8 protein-coding genes are annotated in these 19,442 nt (G+C 66.9%); all 8 read left to right on the forward strand.

Annotated features, from left to right (window positions below; translation table 11 throughout):
• Positions 1-206 precede the first annotated feature (206 nt).
• From dpdE to dpdD, 8 genes are read left to right on the forward strand one after another with little or no spacing between them, the layout of a single operon-like run.
• Positions 207-3,680 (forward strand): protein DpdE, encoded by a 3,474-nt coding sequence (dpdE, locus tag LMU33_RS28765; RefSeq protein ID WP_228623532.1) that lies wholly within the window; start codon positions 207-209, stop codon positions 3,678-3,680.
• A complete protein-coding gene (dpdF, locus tag LMU33_RS28770) occupies positions 3,673-6,267 on the forward strand; it encodes a protein DpdF (RefSeq protein ID WP_228623533.1) in 2,595 nt (864 codons plus the stop codon). Before dpdE ends, dpdF begins: the two co-directional genes overlap by 8 nt.
• Positions 6,267-7,157 carry a protein DpdG gene (dpdG, locus tag LMU33_RS28775; RefSeq protein ID WP_228623534.1) on the forward strand — a complete coding sequence of 297 codons (891 nt, stop codon included), beginning with the start codon at positions 6,267-6,269 and terminating at the stop codon, positions 7,155-7,157. The genes dpdF and dpdG overlap by 1 nt, the downstream gene beginning before the upstream one ends.
• Positions 7,150-10,185 (forward strand): protein DpdH, encoded by a 3,036-nt coding sequence (gene dpdH / locus LMU33_RS28780; RefSeq protein ID WP_228623535.1) that lies wholly within the window; start codon positions 7,150-7,152, stop codon positions 10,183-10,185. The genes dpdG and dpdH overlap by 8 nt, the downstream gene beginning before the upstream one ends.
• Complete coding sequence (locus LMU33_RS28785; RefSeq protein ID WP_228623536.1) at positions 10,182-10,871, forward strand: hypothetical protein; 690 nt, start codon at positions 10,182-10,184, stop codon at positions 10,869-10,871. The genes dpdH and LMU33_RS28785 overlap by 4 nt, the downstream gene beginning before the upstream one ends.
• Positions 10,868-15,388, forward strand: a complete 4,521-nt coding sequence (gene dpdJ, locus LMU33_RS28790; RefSeq protein WP_228623537.1) for a protein DpdJ — start codon at positions 10,868-10,870, stop codon at positions 15,386-15,388. The genes LMU33_RS28785 and dpdJ overlap by 4 nt, the downstream gene beginning before the upstream one ends.
• On the forward strand, positions 15,385-15,906 hold the full coding sequence (dpdK, locus tag LMU33_RS28795; protein ID WP_228623538.1) for a phospholipase D-like domain-containing protein DpdK: 522 nt from the start codon (positions 15,385-15,387) through the stop codon (positions 15,904-15,906). The genes dpdJ and dpdK overlap by 4 nt, the downstream gene beginning before the upstream one ends.
• Complete coding sequence (dpdD, locus tag LMU33_RS28800) at positions 15,903-17,990, forward strand: protein DpdD (protein WP_228623539.1); 2,088 nt, start codon at positions 15,903-15,905, stop codon at positions 17,988-17,990. Before dpdK ends, dpdD begins: the two co-directional genes overlap by 4 nt.
• The last annotated feature ends 1,452 nt before the right edge of the window (positions 17,991-19,442 follow it).

Genomic DNA, 19,442 nt, shown 5'->3' on the forward strand with positions numbered 1-19,442 from the left:
GGACCTGTCAGGCGAGGCAGGTTAGCTCTCTTTCTCGGCCCGCAACGCCTGTAACGTCCCGGCACGGCGGGTATCGCTGTGGTCCTGCAACGTCAGGTACTGATTGCTTGTGCTCAGTATTGACCGGACTAACTGCATGGGTTATGAAACCACGTGATCATCTTTATTGTGATCTCATCCGCGATGTCACTTGGGGGCGCGGAAGGGTGGCGGGATGGCGGCAGGGTGGCGCCCGACGAAGCGGTGGCGGGCGGCCCGGGTTACGACTTGATTGCGGTGACCTAGATCGTCCACCCGGCGGGGGCGTTGTCGGTGGCGCGGTTTACGCTTCAACCAGCTGGATGTGGGCATCTTGTGAAGGAAGTGCGATGTCGGGGCTGAGGGTGGGGGATTTCGTCCGGTTCGCCGGTTCGCCGGGGGTGGGGCGGGTAGGGGCGCTTGAAGGAGACAGCGTCCAGGTCGACTTCTTCGAGTCGATAGCAGAACCTGTTGCGCTACAGCAGCGCATCGCTGCACGGTTGTGCACGCCGGTGACCCTGTCGGAGGAGACCCGGGTCTACCGGCGCGATCCCAGCACGGGCGTGTGGATCGTGGGACGGGTGCGCGGCAGCGACCCGGGCGTGTACTATGTACAGTTCCCCAACTATCCGGACGTGCACCTGCCCATCAAGGTGGCGGAGTTGCATGTGCGCTGGGATGAACCGGTGCGCAATCCGGTGGCCACACTCGGGGCCGGCGGAAACGAGTCCGGCTACTTCCATGACGCCCGCCTGCCGATGCTGCAGAGCCTCATCGCCCAGCGCAGTGCCAGCGGCAGCATCCCCGCTCTGCTCTCCGCTGCCGTGGAGATCTACCCCCACCAGGTGCAGGCCGCCTTGACGGTCCTCTCCGACCCGGTGCAGCGCTACTTGCTGGCCGATGAGGTGGGGCTCGGGAAGACGGTCCAGGCCGGCTACGTCATGCGGCAGACCCTCATCGACAACCCCCGCGCCAGGATCGTCGTCGTCGCGCCCCAACCCCTGGTGAGGCAGTGGCGCAGCGAGATGCTGGAGAAGTTCTTCATCGACGACTTCCCCGATGCACGCATCACTTTCACCGCCCACGAGACCCCCCGCAAGTGGGAGACCTACCGAGGCGCTGACCTGCTCATCGTGGACGAGGCTCACCTCCTCGTCCACGGCATCACCGAGTCGGCGCAATCGCCGTACCGGGAACTGTGCGGCATCGCCCACTCGGCTGCCCGACTGCTGTTGCTGTCGGCCACACCGGTGACCTCTCACTACGTCACCCATCTCGGCCTGCTGCATCTGCTGGACAAGGACCTGTACAGGTGGGACGACCGTGCCGCGTTCGAGGAACGCTACCGGCGGCGCAAGGACCTGGCCGACGGCGTGTTCCAGCTGGACGCCTACTTCCCCGCACTGCTGCCGATGACCATTGAAAGCCTGCGAGACCTCCTGCCGCCCGATGCACACTTCGAAGACCTGGCTGCCGGAGTGCTGGATCTGCTCACCGAGAACGCTGATCTGGCGGACGAGGACCAAGAATCCGAACTGGGCGTGCGCGTGGAGAGCCTGAGAGCTCACCTCAGCGAGACCTACCGTCTGCACCGCAGGGTCATCCGTCATCGTCGTGCCTCCGTGCTAACGGAGGACGAGGAGACGGACCTGGTGCCCTACGAGGTCAGGGGACGGACCCGCCCGCGATTGCTCGCGGTGGATCTGGAAAAACACCAGATGGGCCAGGAGCTGTTGCTCGAGTGGCGCACGCTGGCCGCCGACCACCTGATGGACACGGAAGCAGACGACGACCAGTACGCGGCTTTCGCCATGGCGCTGGCGGTGCTGGCCTCCCGGGCTGGGGGCCCGGTCCTGGACTTGCTGTGCGCACTGCGCTGGCGCACCCACCTCGACGAGCACGCCGCTGACCGTGCCGGGCTCACCGAACAGGAACGGCACCTGCTCGCGGCGCCACGGGCCCTGCCGGGCGAAGACAGCCTGGTGGAGACCTACAGCAACCAGTGCGCCGACTTCTCTGAAGCCCACGCCTGCACCTTCCTTGCCCAGGTGCTGGCACCAGTGATGCGTCCCGGGACGAAGGTGGTGATCTTCTGCGGCCCGGGTTCCCTGGCCGCGCAGTTGGCGACCGCCCTCACCGTCGCCCACGCGGCAACTGCAGTTGTGGGTCTGCACGCGGCGGAAGCCGGCACGGACGCCTGCGAACGTGCGGTGCAGGCATGGCGTGCCCCGCAGGACGCGGGACTGTGCCAGGTCCTCGTCGCCGATGCCTCGGCCGAGGACGGGCTGAACCTGCAGGTCGCCGACACGGTGGTGCACATGCGACTGCCGTGGTCCCCCAACCGCCTGGAGCAGCGGATCGGACGGGTGGACCGCTACCGGGGGGTGGAATCGCTGCGGCAGAATCGGCCGGCGCAGCAGTTCCGCATTGGCGACCGCGAAGGAAACGAGATGTTCTGCGGCGCCTGGGCCACCCTCCTCCATGAGGGATATGACCTGTTCACGGCGTCGGTCTCGACTCTGCAGGACATCATTGCCGAAGGGCTGGCCCGGGTGTGGCGGCAGGCGCTGACCGACGGCCCCGGAGGACTCACGGCGCTGGCACCTGCCCTGCGTGAGGACCTCCGCCAGGCCAAACGGGACATCGACACCATGGACATGCTGGAGTCCATCCACGAGACGTCGGAACAGGCACGTCAGACCACGGGCGCGCTCGACCGCCTGGAACAGGACTGGCGCACGCTGCGGAAGAGCCTGGTGCACTACGCCGACGACAGCAGCGGCGGCCTGCGCTTCCGGCATGACCTGCGCACCGTCGCCGGTCACCAGCGTGACTGCTTCGATGTCGTCTCCTCGCGTCCCCTGATCGATCCCCGACGCCACAAGGCGGCCACCGAAAGCATCCACCCCCACATGTCCCAGGGCGTGTTCAACCGCTCCACCGCCCTGCGCGCACCGGGGACCCGGCTCTTCCGCTGGGGCAACCCCTTCGTCGACATGCTGGCCGGTATCGTCTTCGCCGACGAACGCGGGCAGGCCACGGCCTTCCGGCGCTTCGACCCGGCCTGCCGGGGCGCCGACGAGGCGTACTTCGGGTTCGAGTACCTCGTGGAGGCCGACATCGGCTCCGCCCTGCAGCACGTCGACGACGTACCGGAAGCCGGCCGGGCACTGCGGCGCCAGGCCGACCGCCTGCTCGCACCGTTCACCCGCAAGGTCTGGGTGCCGGCCGGTCACCGAGAGGCTCTCACCAACCTCAAGGCGTGCGAGTGGCTGGACGAGCCCTACGGCAGACAGGGCGATCAGAACTACAACTTCACCAACCATCAGCAACTGCTCGCCTTGTTCGGAGGCGGGCAGGAGTACCGCCGGGCGGCCGAAGCAGCCCAGGACGTGGCTCGCGCCCACCTCGTCCAGGCATCCGATCTGGTCAGCAAGTGCGTCCAGGCCCAGGAACAGGCACGACAGCAACTTGCCGTGATGAGCGCGCAGGCGCAGGCGCGACGTGCGGCCGGCCACCTGCTGGGCGACACTGAAAGCTACCTGCTGGACGTCGCCGTGTCCCTGGATCTGACAGAAGGACTGAGCCGCCCGTCGGTGCGCGTGGTGGCCGCCACCTGCATCGTGCGCGGTGGATACCGGACGGTGAACCACCATGGGTGATCTGTGGGCGCACGCACAGGAGTTGTTTTCGGCCTGGCCTGCGGTTCCCGCGACGACTGCGACAGGGACGCTGCGGCGGCTGAGGGACGCCCTGGCCGACCGAGCGGCCCACCGCACGGACGCGGTCGGCTGGCGCGACATCGCCGCCCTGACTCGCCAAGTCCTGCTGGAGGCCGCGGTCAGGGGCAACCATGCCGGCCTCAAGGTGCCGTTGGACGCGGCCCTGCCCAGCCGAGAGCAGTGGGAGCAGATGGCGTGCAGGACGCTGCCCACCGGAGGCGGACTGCGCGTCTTTGCCCTCGAGTGGCACCCACGAGCCCTTACCCCTCAAGCACAGCAGAGCGCACGGGAAGATCTGAAGCAGATCCACCTGGGGGAGGACTCACCGCACCGACGGCACCTCGAATCCCAGTCGGCCGACCCCTATTGGACAGAGGCGCTCGGCTACCAGGAGTACGTCTCCGTCGGACAGCAGCAGGCCGCACGGGCCGTCGCGCTGGCTCCCGCGGGCAGCACTACGATCGTGTGCCTGCCCACTGGCCACGGCAAGACCGCAGTGGCGCAAGCCGCCGCCCTGCTGGCAGGCGCCCGCGGGGGAGTGTCCGTCGTAGTCGTCCCTACCGTCATTCTCGCCCTGGACATGGAGGCCAGAACACAAGCAGCCCTCGCACGCCAGGGCAGGCAGAGTCCGACCGGCCGCTACGCCTACACCGGCGGCATGCCGCAGGAGACCAAGCGACAGATCTGCGATGACGTCCGAACCGGCCGACAGCGCGTGCTGTTCACCTCCCCCGAAGCGGTGGTGACAGCGCTGAAGAAGCCGCTGGAGGACGCCGCCGAAGCCGGACTGCTGCAGTACTTCGTCATCGACGAGGCGCACCTGGTCGAACAGTGGGGCACCGGTTTTCGGCCCGAGTTCCAGACCATGGCCAGCCACCGGCGTACCTGGCTGCGCAAGGCCCCCCAGGACCAGGCGCCGGTGACCGTTGCGATGAGCGCCACTCTCACCCACCAGCAAGTGAGCCTTCTAGAGCAGTTGTTCGCCGAGGAGGGGCAGGCCCAGGTGGTATGGGCGTCTCAACTCCGCCACGAGCCCAGCTACTACGTCGACACCTGTCCCGACGACCAGAGTCGGGACCAAGCCGTCATCGACGCAGTCGCCATGCTGCCTCGGCCTCTGGCGCTCTACACCACCCGGGTCAAGGACGCCGTTGACTGGGCTGAACGGCTTCGCCAGGCGGGCTTTCGCCGCGTGACTGAGGTCACCGGAAAGTCCACCGACGACCAGCGGCGGCAGGCTCTCGAGGGCTGGGCGGGATCGACTCCAGTCGGAGCCGAGCGCACACGCTTCGACGTGGTCGTGGGCACCTCGGCCTTCGGTCTGGGAGTCGACCTCCCCGACGTGCGCACCGTGGTCCACGCCTGCCTCCCGGAAACGACGGACCGCTACTACCAGGAGGTCGGCCGCGCCGGGCGGGACGGGAACCCCTGCATTGCCTACATGGCCACCGCCCCCGGTGACGAGGCGCTGGCCGAAAGCATCAATCGCAGCCCGCAATTGACCGCCGAACGGGCCTGGGCCCGGTGGCGTGCCATGTGGGTGGGGCGCACCGCCACCGACAACGGCGCTCACCGGCTCAGCCTCGAAGCCCTGCCTGCCGACATGCCCGAAGGCTTCGGCCGTCACCGCAGTTGGAACGAACGCATTCTCAACTTCATGGTCAGAGCTGGTCTCATCAAGGTGACCATCCCCGAACCCCCGCAGCGCGGCGAGAGGGAAACCGACACGACTTGGCAAGGACGCCTCGACGCGTTCTACACGTCCTTGGGCAAGCAGTTCGACGTCTTCCTCGTGGACGGGCAGACCAACGACCGCACCTACTTCCTGCAGCGATTCAACGACGTCCGTCGGCTGATCATCAACGACCAACGTGATGCCGCCGGCCGGCTGCGAAGGATTCTGCGCGGCGACCGCTGCTGGGGCGAGGCGCTCGCCGACCACTACCGGGTGCCTTACCGCCAAGGCGTCCTGACCACCGGAGTCACCTGCCGCGGATGCCCGCCCTGCCGGAAGCAGGGTCCGCCGCGCACCGCCCCGGAGGGCTACTACCGACTCGCGGTCGAGCCCTGGCCCGCCGTGCCGTCGTGGCCGAACCGACGCGAGGACCCCCTGAAGCGGTTCCGCGGTGACCTGCCATGCCTTTCCATCTACTGGGAGACCGAGCAGGAATTCATCGACCTGATGCCCGAACTGCTCGAGCACCTGGCCGTGCGGGGGATGTCGGTGCTCGGCGGTCCGGGGCTTGCCCGCTTGGCCACCCGACGGCTGCAACGCGACGTGCGCCCCCACCCCCTCATCGTTGACAGGGATGAGGACCTCCTGGGCCGCTATACCAACCCGATGGTCTGGCTGCTCGACTCTTCCGCCTCCCACGTGGGAGACGATCTGGCGATGCGCTTCGATTCCCAGGATGTAACCTACCTGCTGCATCCACGGTCTTTGGCGCACCCGGATCGCCCCGACGCCCCACTTGTTGCAATTCACCGCGCCCATTTGTGGGTGCGTACTGCCTTGGAGTCGTTCTAGTGGCCCTGCTTCTCGCCGAGTCCTCGATACCACCCTTTATGTGGGCCGTCGTTCGCCTTCTTGCCGCAGAGGGAAAGCCGCTGGCGACCGATCGCGCGCGGGCTCTTCTAACTCCGCCCTCCCTGACCGAGGGCAAGGAGAACAAGGCCTTCGACCAAGCCCTGCGTACTCTGCGCGAGTTGCAGTTGATCGCCGAAGAGAAAGACCCCCTCTCGCTCGCCGGACACGCTGGCGACCTCGACGGCACGGACTTCCCGTCCTTCAGCAGCGCCCTGCGCCAGGCTGTCCTGGCCGGTGAGCTCAATGTCGGACTGGCTGACGACGCAGGACAGACCGGTTCGCGCGACCTCACCCGCATCCTCGTGTGGTTCCTCTCCTGCGATCCGCTCGACGGACCGGCCACCTGGGCAATCGTCCAACGCGAGCAGTCCATCGACCTCAATCCCGACGCGGGCACTGCGTCGCGAAACGACACGCGCTGGAACCGTTTCGTGCACTGGGCGCCGGCTCTGGGCCTGGCCGCAGCCCCCTTGTTGCCCACCAGCGGCGTGGGCCCCCTGCTGCCGGACTGCACAGAGGCCGTCAAGCAGACGGTGCAAAGGCTGTGGCCTGTCGGGGAACGCGTCAACGCCGTCGACGCTGCCCGAGCCTTGCGCACCGCCCTGCCGGTCCTGCCGGGCGGGGATTACGCCAATGCCATGGGAGTTTCCAACCCGGGTGCCCAGTCAGCAGGGGCCGCCTTGTCCTACGCCCTGCTGCGCGGCGAAGACGAGGGCTGGCTCGTCTTGCAGCAGGACGCCGACGCCCAGCGCGTCTTGACGCTTCATGATCCCGACCGTCCGTCGCACTACGTGTCCGACATCGTCATCTCGGAGGACCAGCATGGCTGATTTCCGCGGCTTCCTGTGCTGGACGCCCGAAACTGCGGCCGCGACGATCAATACCGAGGCGGTCAGCCCCTCTCGTGCGGTCTTCCTGGCCACGCATGCGCCGCTGCGCATCCGCCGGGCTGGTCTGGACGGACGTGCCATCGTCTCGGACGGCCCGCTCATCGACGAGAACACCGTCCTGAAGGACTTCCTGTCGCTGCAGTCCGACACCGGCGCGCTCCTGTTGCCGATCGTCGGTGACTCCGGGACCGGAAAGTCGCACCTGGTGCGCTGGGTGGGCGAGAACCTGCCCCCCTCGGGCAAATACAAGGTCATCTATCTGGAGAAGGCCAAGACCAGCCTCCGCGCTGTGATCGACGCCCTGCTTGCCGATGCGGACAGCGGCGCGCTGGCTCAGTTGCGCGCTGACATCCACCGGTTCACCGATGGCGTGGACGCGGCCACGTTGAGCAGGCGTCTGGTGAACGCCCTCAGCGAGTCCCTGGCCGCTACGACGGCCCGGGACGTACCTCAGCACGCTCGTCCGCTCGCCGGTCCCCGCGGTCTCACGGTCGTCCTACAGGACCCGCACGTGAGCGCCTTCATGCTCGGACAGGGCAAGTTCATTTCCAGGCTGGCGGAACAACTGCTGCAGGATCGCATGGACGGCGAGCCGGACCGCCCGATGGCGTTCACCATGGATGATCTCCCCACTGACCTGCTGGACCTCCACCGTGCCGCTCAGGTCACGATCAAGCTGATCAATGTGATCTCGGGCAACACGCAGCTGCAGCAGGCCGCCGTCGACCTGCTGAACCAGCATTTGGAAGCGGCCGTCAAACGGGTGGCGAGCCTGGGAGCGGGCCGCCTGCAGGACGCCATGCTGCAGGTGCGGCGGGAGTACGCCCGCAAGGGCAAGGAGATCATCCTGCTCATCGAGGACTTCGCGCTGATCCAAGGCGTGCAGAAGGACCTCCTCGATGCGGTCATCGAGGCCGCCAACCGCTACGGCGGCACCACCCTGGCCCCGATTCGTACCCTTATGGCGGTAACCACGGGCTACTTCAGCGATCTCCCGGAGACAGCGCTCACCCGTGTCCGGGCCACCGCTGGCTACGTCTACAACCTCAACGTCCCCTTCACCAGGGACGACCGCGGTGAATCCGAGATCACCTCGTTCGTCGGACGGTATCTCAACGCCGCCCGGGTCGGGCGGGACGCCCTGGAGAACGAGGGCGGGCCACAGGTGCGCAATCCCTGTGAGACCTGCGACCTGGTCTCCCGATGCCATGAGCAGTTCGGAGTGACCTCCGAGGGCTTTGGCCTGTATCCGTTCAACTCCTCCGCCCTGGTCCGCACCATCCACGCGACGGCTCCGCGCAACGACCCCTACGCCTTCGTCCCGCGCACCGTGCTCGGCAGCGTGATTCGCCCCGTCCTGGTCGACCACGCCGGCGCACTCAAGGAAGGCACCTTCCCGGACACTCGTTTCCGTACTCAGTTCCCCACCGCGGACATCGACGAGCCGCTGTCCACCGATGTACAGGAAGTCGTCGAGGCAGAGGACCATCTCGACGCCGACCGCCGGAAGATTGTCCTGGAGTTCTGGGGCGGGGCCCCCGACCACGCTGGCGCGCTGCCGTCCGCGGTCATAGAAGCCTTTGCTCTTGAAGACCGCACCTTCTCGGGGGCAAGCGCCACTCCTCGGCAGCCGATCAGAGTCCAACCGGCGGAGCGGGAAAAGCAGCAGACCGAGACGGAGACCACCACTGAAAAGCTGCCTCGCTCTCTCCAGGCCAAGGTCAATGCCGTGGAGGACTGGCTTACCCGCGAACAAGTACTGCCGCAGGCCGTGGCCAGCGACTTGCGCACCGTCATCGCGACCGCCGTTGCGCAGCGCTACCGCTGGGTCAATCCGCTGATGCGGGAACAGACACAGGCGACGATTCGCTCAGCCTGGCCTCTCAATGCCCGTGTGGTCTCGATCGAAGGCGCAACGGAGAACATCCAGGGCGCGGACACAGCCCCGATCAAGTTCAAGCGGACGGCACGAAACAGCCGTTACCTGCGCAGCGTGCTGTTGCTCAAGAACGGCCAGCACGCCCAGCGTGCCGAACACGTACGCCGGCTGAGCACAGACGCCGACCGCTACACCGCGTCGCTGACCACCGCCCTGCAGAAGAACTTGCAGATCACCGATGACGACTTGGTCCTCGGATTGCGGGCAGCCCTGATCGGGGCCGCTCTGGCCGGGCTGGCGTGGCCCGGCATGGACGAGGCCGAACTGCTGGCGATCGCATTCGCCGACGGACGCTCCTGGGCGCGCCAGGACGCCGCGGGCCGCGAAAGCGCATGGAGTCGGGCCCTGGAGGGCCACCTCCAGTACCGGATCCCCCTCGTCGAGCGGTTGCGCGACGCCTTGGGCGTGGCCCAGGGCGATGGGAAGGCACGGATGATCGACGCGGCGAGGGCGCTCCCGTTGCTGCGCCGAGCGGCAGCACAGTGGGACTGGCAGGTGACGGGATCGGACATACCGGAGTGGGTGAAGAAGGCCGTCAGGAACTTCGCCGACTGGACGGACATGGTAGAGGCGCAGAATGCGTCGTTGCGCCGGAAGTTGGACGGCATACGCCGGCACCATCCGCGGGGTACGACCGGGGCGCAGGTCCTGGCCGCCGTGCGCGATGCGCTCCTTGCGGCCGAGGATGCCAGCATCCCGGTTCCGCTGGCCACCAGGGCGGATATCACCGAACGTCTCGCACGGGCGCAAGATGCCGACTGGAAGATCCTGAACCAACTCGAAGACGATCTCCTGCGGGCGGAAGAGCCCGAGGCCCCCGACGCGGCGCGCATCACGGCGGCCGTGCGTGACCGAGGGGTCACCATCCAAGTGGTCAGCGGCCTCCTGCAGGCCAGTGATGCATGGCTGACCACCGCTTTGGAGCACGCTGCATCCCGCACCAACACCCATGGCGATGAGGCGGCCAGGGGTGTCCAGGAACTTTTGACCGAGTGGCGGTCGCTGAGCGCACCGGAGGAGGATCGATGAGCGCGCCCCTGTCCGTGTTGCAAAAGGCCGAGCGCCTGCAGGCGGAGGCACGCCGGCTCAACGAGGGAGAGAAGGGAGAGGAGGAAGCGAGGCGCATCAGCGAACGCATCAGCGTACTGCACAACCAGTTGATGTCCTTGCAGCGCCGCCAGCGTATCGCCCGCTCCTTGATGGCCCAGCCAGCGGCGGGCGACATCGACCTCTCCGGGCTCGACACGGGCCTGGCAGCGTTCACTCGCCACTGCGAAGGCGGCGGACTGCCTCCCAACCTCGCCTTCACCAGGGCTTCGACAGCCGTACAAAAGGTCGCCGACCGCATAGCACAGGACAGTCAGGAAGCATGGCGGCAGTGGACACAAGCCCAACTGGCGGCCTTGCAGATGGCGCGGCAAGCCATGCTCTCGTTGCAGGACCAGGCACGGGCCAAAGCACTGCACCAGGACCTCATCAAGACTGCTCGCGCCGACGTCGACGCAACTGTGATCACTCTGTTCGCCAACGCCCACGCGGAACTGGCTGAACTGCTCGAGACCGCGCCACCGCCGCCGGAAGGACTGCAGACGCTCCTGGATCGCCTGGCCTCCGGCACCGCCCTGCTGCTCAGCGACATCACGGACGAGGAGATCGCGCTGCTGCGTCGCGTCGATCTCGACGCTGACCTGGAAGTCCGCAGGAGGCGCACGTGATCACACCGTCCCGCGCTCGTTTCTACAACCACGTCCTCAATACCCTCGAGGACCGCGAGTTGCCCCTCGTGTCCTGGGGCATCACCGACGGCGCGCTGACCGAGAGTGAAGTCCTCGAGGCCATCGATCTCTGCCTGCCCGACGCCCCGCAGGAAGCGGCAGGCATATCGAGTGAAGACCTGCTGTACGAATTCCGCGACCGCGCCTGGCTGTTTAAGGTGCCGGACACCTCGCCCCCGCAATATCGCACGCGACTGGCCGAGACCGTCCGTCTGGCAGCCCAACTGCGGCAACTCTTCCCCTGGCAGGTCCGCGACGAGGCCACGCCGTGGTGGCAGAGCGGCAAACGACTCGTCGCCGACTACCGCCTGCACATCGCGCCGCGCCGCTACCCTCAGCGCAACATCCCTGCGGCGACCGCACTGAAGGAACTCGCCAACCTGCCGGGGTGGAGTCACCTCCAGCAGCGCGTAGCCCAGGGGCAGATCGGTTCCCGCGACCTCGCCCGGTTCCAGATCGATGCCGCCGCGGCGGTGACTAATGCCCTCAAGCGCCCGCAATCCAGCGGTGTGATCGTGGGCGCCGGCACCGGCAGCGGCAAAACACTGTCCTTCTACCTGCCCGCCTTCGCGGCCATGGCCGAACACGCCCGCCCGAACAGTTTCCGACTGCATACCCTGGCGCTGTATCCACGCAAGGAACTGCTGCGTGACCAACTGCGGGAGGCACTGAGTACGGCCCACGCACTGGAACCCACCCTACAAAGCTGCGAGCGCCGACCGCTTCGCTTGGGCGCTCTCTACGGAGACACGCCCTACGACCCCCAGGACAGACGCCTTGAATCCGGCGCCAACGGCCGCACAGCCTGGAAGCGGACCCAGCAAGGCGCCATTTGCCCCTACCTGACGTGCCCGCAATGCGAGCGCGGTGAACTCCTGTGGCACGACACCGACCGCCGCAACAACAAAGAACGACTGACATGCCTAAACCCCACCTGCCAGAGTGTCATCCAGGAGGGGCGCCTGGCTCTCACCCGCCAAAGCCAGCGCGAGCAGCCACCGGACCTGCTGTTCACCACCACCGAGATGCTCAACCTCTACAGCGCCGCAGGAGGCATCGGCCGACTGCTGGGCTGGCAGGCAGGCGCGGTCCCCTCGCTGGTCCTGCTCGACGAGGTGCACACCTACGCTGGGCTTCACGGAGCACAGACGGCCCTCCTGCTGCGCCGATGGCAGCAGGCAGTCCGTAAACCGGTCACTTTCGTCGGACTGAGCGCCACGCTGCGCGACGCCAGTGCGTTCTTCGCCCGCCTGGTGGGTCTGCGCGACAACGACGTCGAGTACATCCAGCCTGTCGACGACAGCATGGACGAGGAAGGCCGCGAATACGCCCTAGCACTGCGCGGCGATCCGATCGCCGGCAGCAGTTTGCTGTCCACCTCCATCCAAACGGCCATGCTCTTCGGGCGCATGCTCGATCCCGAGGAAGACGCCGCCCTGTACGGGTCCACCGGATTCCTCTTCACCGACGACCTGGACGTCACCAACCGCTTCTACGACGACCTGCGCGACGCCGAGGGAAAGCAAGACCGCTACGGCCGGCCAAGCGGCCGCCATCCCGCGCTCGCCGCCCTCCGCGCTCCGGCCAGCCCCCAGCACCGCGCCCGTTACCGCGACGGCCAGTCATGGGACCTCATGGAGAAGATCGGCCATGTACTCGCCCCCGGGGCGGGCAGCCATGCCCTGCGCGTGGCTCGCACGTCGTCGCAGGACGTCGGAGTCGATCTGCACGCCGACCTGACGGTGGCGACCGCCTCCCTCGAAGTCGGTTTCAACGACCCGCGCGTCGGACTGGTCCTCCAGCACAAGGCACCCCACGACGCAGCGGCCTTCATCCAGCGACGCGGCCGCGCCGGCCGTCAGCGCGCCATGCGCCCCATCACGGTCATCACCCTCTCCGACTACGGCCGGGATCGGCTCGCCTACCAGGCATACGAGACGCTGTTCCAGCCGGAAGTGGCCGCACGCCACCTCCCGGTCAACAACCGTTTTGTAATCAAGATCCAGGGAGCGCAGTCGCTACTGGACTGGGCCGGGCGGAAACTGCGCTCCCGCCAAATCTGGAACGACCCCAGGCAACTGCTGACCGCGCCACGAAACGGCATCAAGACTCAGGACGACGGCGCCCGCCAGCAGTTCGCGCATCTGCTGGGGAGTCTGCTGACCAATGCCACCCTCCAGGACGATCTGGCGCGTCACCTCAAAACGGCACTCCAGTTGAGCGCCGACGAGGTGCAGGCCCTGCTGTGGGAGGAGCCGCGATCACTGCTGCTCAGCGTGGTACCTACCGCGACCCGCCGACTGAAGAGCAACTGGCAGACCCTCCAGGACAAGGACCCCGGAGCCGAACCCGGGACCATGTTGCCGGAGTTCGTGACCCGCGCCCTGTTCGACCCGCTCAACGTGCCCGAGGTCGCACTGACCCTGCCCTTCGCTGCGCGCCAGGCCGCCGGCGACGCCGTGCAGGACAACACCGACGAACTGCTGCCGATCGCCAGGGCTCTCAGAGAAGCCGTACCCGGCCGCGTCAGCCGCCGTTACGGCTACCAGCGAAACGACCACCGCACCTGGCTGCCCGTCCCCCCACTTGGCCAGGACACCCTGGAACTCGACGAAAGCCTCGTCCCGGACCCCACACCCGAAGGCCGATGGTTCCCTCCGGGACATGACCAGACGGGTCTGGTCGTACTGCGCCCCCATCGCCTGCACCTGAGTCAGCCGCCCAGACCGGTCGCCGACCGGTCACAAGGCTTTCCGTTGTGGGGCTCGCAGATCGTCGTCGACACCAACACCTCGCCCCTGCCCGGGGACGTTCCACGCCCGTCCTCGTGGCAGGACCGCATCACTGCCGTCGGCTTCTCCCTGCATGCAGCAGGCAACCCCGTCGAAGTGCGCCGGATGACTGCCGGAGCCCGCTTCGAGGTGAGCTACGACTCGGGCACGACAGATGCCCGAACCGTGCACTACACCTGCAACGGGGAACCTGCAGCCCTCGGATTCCGGCTCAGCGTGGACGCCGCGTCGTTCACCCTCGCCCCGCTGGACACCACCCGCCCCGAGATCTCCCACTACCTCGCCTCTCCCCAATGGCGGACCCTGGCCTTCTTTCAGGCGGTGAACGACGATCGGGCACTGGCAGAGGTGACCAACCAGTTCCAGCGCGGTTGGCTCGCCCTGGTTTACCTGACGTCGTTCTCCCTACGAGGCATGAGCGACGACGGCCCCGATCCGTCATCGATCCGTGCCGCCCTGGCGGATGGCAGTTGGCGGGAGGATCTGGCAGAAATCCTCAGTGTGCTCTACCGCGACGAGCCCACCGGCCAGCCCGCCCACACCAACGAACGGCTCATCGCCACACTTACGGAACTGAGCGACGTCCCCGCCGTCATGGACGCCTTGGACCGGGCTGGACACCTCCTGGTGACACCCGACATCGCCGTACGCACCACCGACCTGGCACGGCGGGCCTACACCGACACCGTGGCCGCTGCCGTCCTCGCTGCAGCACTGCGTGCGTGCCCGGACGCACAGGACGGCGATCTGATCGTCGACGTAGTCCCTGCCCCCCAGGACGGCCATCCGGCCACCGTATGGCTCAGTGAGACCTCGATCGGCGGCCTGGGAGTGATCGAACAGCTCTCCCGCTACTACGCCGAGGACCCACGGCGCTTTTGGCGCCTGGTCGAGACAGCCTTGACCCCCAACGACTACGAATACGTCGACACCACCGTGACCCGACTCCTGCGCCACGTGACCACAGCACCGACCGGCCCAGCAGCACAGGCCATGGCAGGTCTGCGGGCCCGCACCTCCGCAGCCGACTCCCGCCAAGCACTCACCGACCTTCGCAAGGCGTGGAGCACACTCGACGGACCGCCACGCCACAGTGCCGTGGCAGCCCTGTCCACCCGACTGCTCCGCCCGGGCAGTAGCCCCACCACCGATGCCAGCGCACTGGCCCTGATCGACGCATGGCAGGCCCTGGAGCACCGGCTGGGCGTGGAAGTCGACGCCCGCGTCATCGCCTACGCCGTCGGCTCCGGGCGCCTGCCCACCGGCCCAGGCCCAGGCCTGTCGGCCGACCAGGCATTCAGTCTGCTCTGGCCGCGGGGCCGGGACGCCCGAACCCACCATCTTCAGCACTACCAGCCCTACCTCGATCGGCCACCCGTGCTGGACCGTCTCCTTGCTGCCGCAGCACACGACGAGCAACTGCCCTGCATCGACGTCACCGAAGACGGCTGGGAACAGCGCTATCAGGCCGCCATAACCCAGCATGCCGCCGTGGAATTGACCGCCGACACGAACGCCGCAACGGCCCTGTCCGACGCCATCGTCCGTGTGCCCGTACTGACCGTGGACTGGGACGTGCTACGCCTGTACGGAGAGATGCAAGGAATGCGACGCGACGGTCAGCAGTGGCGAGTCCGAGTGGACATCCGGGAGGCCACGCAGTGAGCGGCATCGAGCGCCCCGTACGCACCGGCGGGCATACCGGCGTGCGCGCCGACGCCATCTTGGCCATGGCCCTCGTCGGAGAACTCATGTCTCCCGGACCGGTGATGTGGCTGGTCTCACCATGGATCAGCGATGTGAAGATCCTCGACAACAGCCAGGGAACATACGACGACCTGTTCGACGACAACCCTCCCAGCAGTTGCTCGTTGGCCGACCTACTGGCACGGATCACGGTGGCCGGTACCTCCCTGACCGTGGTCACGCGCCCCGATACGCACAACGTCCAATTCCTGGGACGACTACATCGCCTGGCCCCTCGTCACACCGTGCGCGTCGTCCAGAGCCCCGCCGTGCACGAGAAGACCATCTGCGGCCGGGACTGGATGCTCACCGGGTCCATGAACTTCACGGTGCGGGGCCTGCTGGAGAACGACGAGGCGGTGAGCTACAAGGTGGGAGGCAGTGACGCGGGCCAGGCACGCCTCGAACTCGCCCAGCGATGGAAGGAACACCAGTGACCGCCCAGCGCCCGGCTGCCCCCGCCCCAAGTACCCAAGACCTGGAAGCCTTCCTGCAGCGCTTCTTCGGCCGGGGAAACGACGCCTGGCCGGACATGGATCCCGACCCGGGCAAGGGCGATCGAGCTCGACCTTTCGTGGATCTGCTGCGCAGCGGCAGAGACATCCCGATCGTGCTGCCGCGCTACCAGCAGGCCCAGGACCGCTTCGCGATCTATGTCATCGCCCGCGACGATGCGCACGCGACTCTCGTCGGCAACATCATCACTGCCTTCGCCGGCGCCACCTACCTCAGCGGCGCCGGCGTGCACCCCTGCACCCTGGACTCCAACGATCCGATCGAAGCAGCGGTGCAGGAGTTCGCCGGAACGGCGACGACCACCTTCCGGCTCGAGACCCACCCCAACCGCCGCTTCCGCCAGAGGCTGACAGACGTGGCCCTGCTCATGCAGCACACGTTGGCTCATCGTCCACCGCGACTCTGGCGGGCAGTGAAGCCGACAGGACGGCTGCTGGCCGAATTCGACGCCGCCCTGGCGGCTGGCGGTCAAGCCGCCTCCCAAGCGGTACTCGATCAACTGGTCGGCCAAGGAGGCATCACCGCCGCCAACCTTGCCCACCTGCACATCAAGCGACTCACCCGGCTCGGACTCGACCGAGAACTGCTCGACTACCCCGGCCTGGGCGACGTGCTGCGGCAAGACCCGCCCGCCCCAGTGAAAGCAGCGGTGCTGGATGCCGTGTTTTCCTGCGACGTGCAGGAGCCCCTGAGCCGCGGCGATCTGCCTGACGCCCAACAGGCCCTCCACGATAGAGGCTTCCTTGCGCTGGCTCCCTTCGAGAACGACATGCAGTCCTACTCCGCCGACGCACTGGTCGTCCTGCTCCTGGCAGCGGTGACGCGTGGCGCCCTTCACAGCAGCCAGCGCATACTCGCCACCATCGAGCACACTGGGTCGCGCGACGTTCTGCCGCCTGTCCTCAGGGAAGCCGTAACGACTCTTCTCAGTCCGCAGAACGCTCCCCAGAACAAGCCCGCCCATGAGGCGGCAGGTACCCCGGTTGATTCGCCGAAGCCGTCAACCCCGCCGTCCCTGATGCAGGGCACTGACCCGGCCACGGTCGAACCAATACCCACCTCGTGGGCGGATTTGATCAGCGCGATCGCCGACGGATACACCGGCCTGAACGCCATCCTGGAGCATGAGGTCTGGACCGCGTGGCCCTCACCCGCCGCTGACGACCGGGGAGTCGCTGCCCTGCTGGAAGAACTGCACGACGAGGGCCAAAGGAAGGTCTGGCGCTGTCTTGGGGCCTTCATCGAAAGCGTCGGATACGACCAGCCCGCACCGCTCAGCGCGCGCGCTCTCATCACGTGTGCGCTGGCCTACGACTGGCTAGGGCCCGGTGACTTGCTGGCTGTGCAGGCACTGACCGAGATCGTGCTGCGTTCGAGCCCTTCCGCCGTGGTCTACGGGCAGCTATTGGGAGAACTCGCCGATACGTGCGAGCGCTGGGTCGCTCCCGAACGGGCTGCTATCGCACTGGACTTCGCAGACCGGTTGATCTTGGAGGCTTGTCCCGACCCGGACGCCCGAGAGTCCCTCGCGTTGGCACTGCTCCTGCCGCTCAGTGTGCACCAGGGACGTCTGGACCTCGCAGACATCGCCATGGCCCGGCGTCTGTCCTTGGAACTCGGCATCGAACTCGATTGGCACGAGCAGCCTGACGATGACCTAGCGCAGAATACCGACGCCAGCCTACAGAAGGCCGCTGGCCGCAACGTTCTGCTCTACTCCCTTGACCAGCGAGTGCTGGACCGCGTCAGCGAAGCCCTGCAGCAACTTGCGCCTGGGGTCAAAGTCGCCTGTGCGCACGACAGCGTCGGCAGCCCGCCACTACGTCAAAAGGCCCGACAGGCCGATGTGGTCGTATTGGCCACCCGTTGCGCCAAACATGCCGCAACGGGCTTCATTACCCAGCACGCGAAAGCAGCCGTCATCGACTACGCGGACGGGAGCGGCTCAGCCTCTCTCATGCGCGCCGCGGTACATGGTTTGCTGCGCACTGTGCACGGAGTGTGACAGTTGCCCAGTCGAAGCCGACTGTCATGCCGGTCATGAGGACTACCTGAGGTGTCCCGCAATGGAGCTTTGCTGCGACTGTGATTTGGCCGCGTGGGTGTGCTACGCGGCCAGGTGTGAGCTGTGCAGGCGGGCGATGCCGAGCATCGGGACGCCGTCGTCCTTCTGGCGGCAGTCGCGACGAGTCCCCAGGTCTGTCTGGGGGCGCCCGGAAACAGTCCGGGACCTAACCGACGGCCGGACTTCATCGATGGCCAAGAGCGAGACCTGTCAGCACCGGCCGCGTGCCTCTTCGTCCCGAACTATCGGCCGGATGGTCACTGCTGTCCAGGACGCTGGTCGTGAGGACATTGACGGGCATTGATCGCCACCTACGGTTGCGGTGGTTGCTGTACTTCGCTGCTGTACCGCAACTGCATCCCGCCCGTGGACACCCGGCACGACATCTACGATTTGCGTGGCCCGCGTCGGTCGGTGACTGCTTCCCCCAGTGCCGGCCCGTCGTGGAGGGTCCCAGACCGTTCGAGCCGGGCCGGGTGGGGAAGTGACATACGCTTCAGGAGTTCGATCTCCGTGGTCGCCGATCTGTGTAGATGCCTCCCCACGAGCCGACTCTGCTCTGACCGTGGTTGGCTCGATCCGCCAGATACGGCGGTGTTGATGTCAACCTCTGATGTCAGACTGCCAGCTCCAACCGTCTAAGCATCCGTCCCTTCCGGGGGCCCTATAGCGGGACCCGCGTGACTTCGAACCGCGTCTTGACCCGCCAGGCGGCGTGCTTTGGCATCCCGCGTATAGACCGTGAGCGGCGGCAACGGCTCTTCCCGCAGAAATGCGCCAAGGCAACTCAGACCCTCGTAGGTGACGCTAAATGCGCTTTGCTTGCGATCCGTGTGAGATCCCTCATGGCCTTGAAAGGCCATCCGGCTGGCCATCAGGATGTCTCCAAGGCGTTCTCCGAGGGCACGGTCTGGAACCCTCACGAGGGTGACCTCGATGCGCTGGTGATGTTTGTTGGCTGTCAAACGAAAGTGCCGCATAGCTCTTTCCGAGGTGTCCTCTGCCGGGTACGCCCAGGCAAGTTCTCTGAGGGCGATGAGCTCTTGGGTAATCGCGTCGACTGTTTCCCTCGCAAGCTTTGCCCGCTCTTCTCTGCGAGCCTCGGCCTTCTGATGCCGCTGGGTGACAAGCGTCGTGGCGATCGATCCCCCTGCACCTACCAGCGCACCGGCGAGCCCCGCGGCAGCCCCTATCCACACCCCTGCGTCCACGGGAGCATCTTGGTACAGAGGCTCGTCCTCCCGCTCCGGAGTTGACCGAACTGGCACGACGACGGCCACGAAGAGGTTTGGTAACGGGGCCGGCGACGGGGGCTTCGTCAGCCGTTCTACCTGACTTGCCGGTCTACTGATCAAGGGTCTCGCTGACCAGCGGGACTGACGAAGCCCACGG

The organism is Streptomyces barringtoniae (assembly GCF_020819595.1).
GTDB classification, from domain to species: domain Bacteria; phylum Actinomycetota; class Actinomycetes; order Streptomycetales; family Streptomycetaceae; genus Streptomyces; species Streptomyces barringtoniae.

Coding starts and splice junctions, on each gene's coding strand:
- LMU33_RS28785 (WP_228623536.1), top strand. CDS start 10,182: ATGAGCGCGCCCCTGTCCGTGTTGCAAAAGGCCGAGCGCCTGCAGGCG.
- dpdF (WP_228623533.1), top strand. CDS start 3,673: ATGGGTGATCTGTGGGCGCACGCACAGGAGTTGTTTTCGGCCTGGCCT.
- dpdH (WP_228623535.1), top strand. CDS start 7,150: ATGGCTGATTTCCGCGGCTTCCTGTGCTGGACGCCCGAAACTGCGGCC.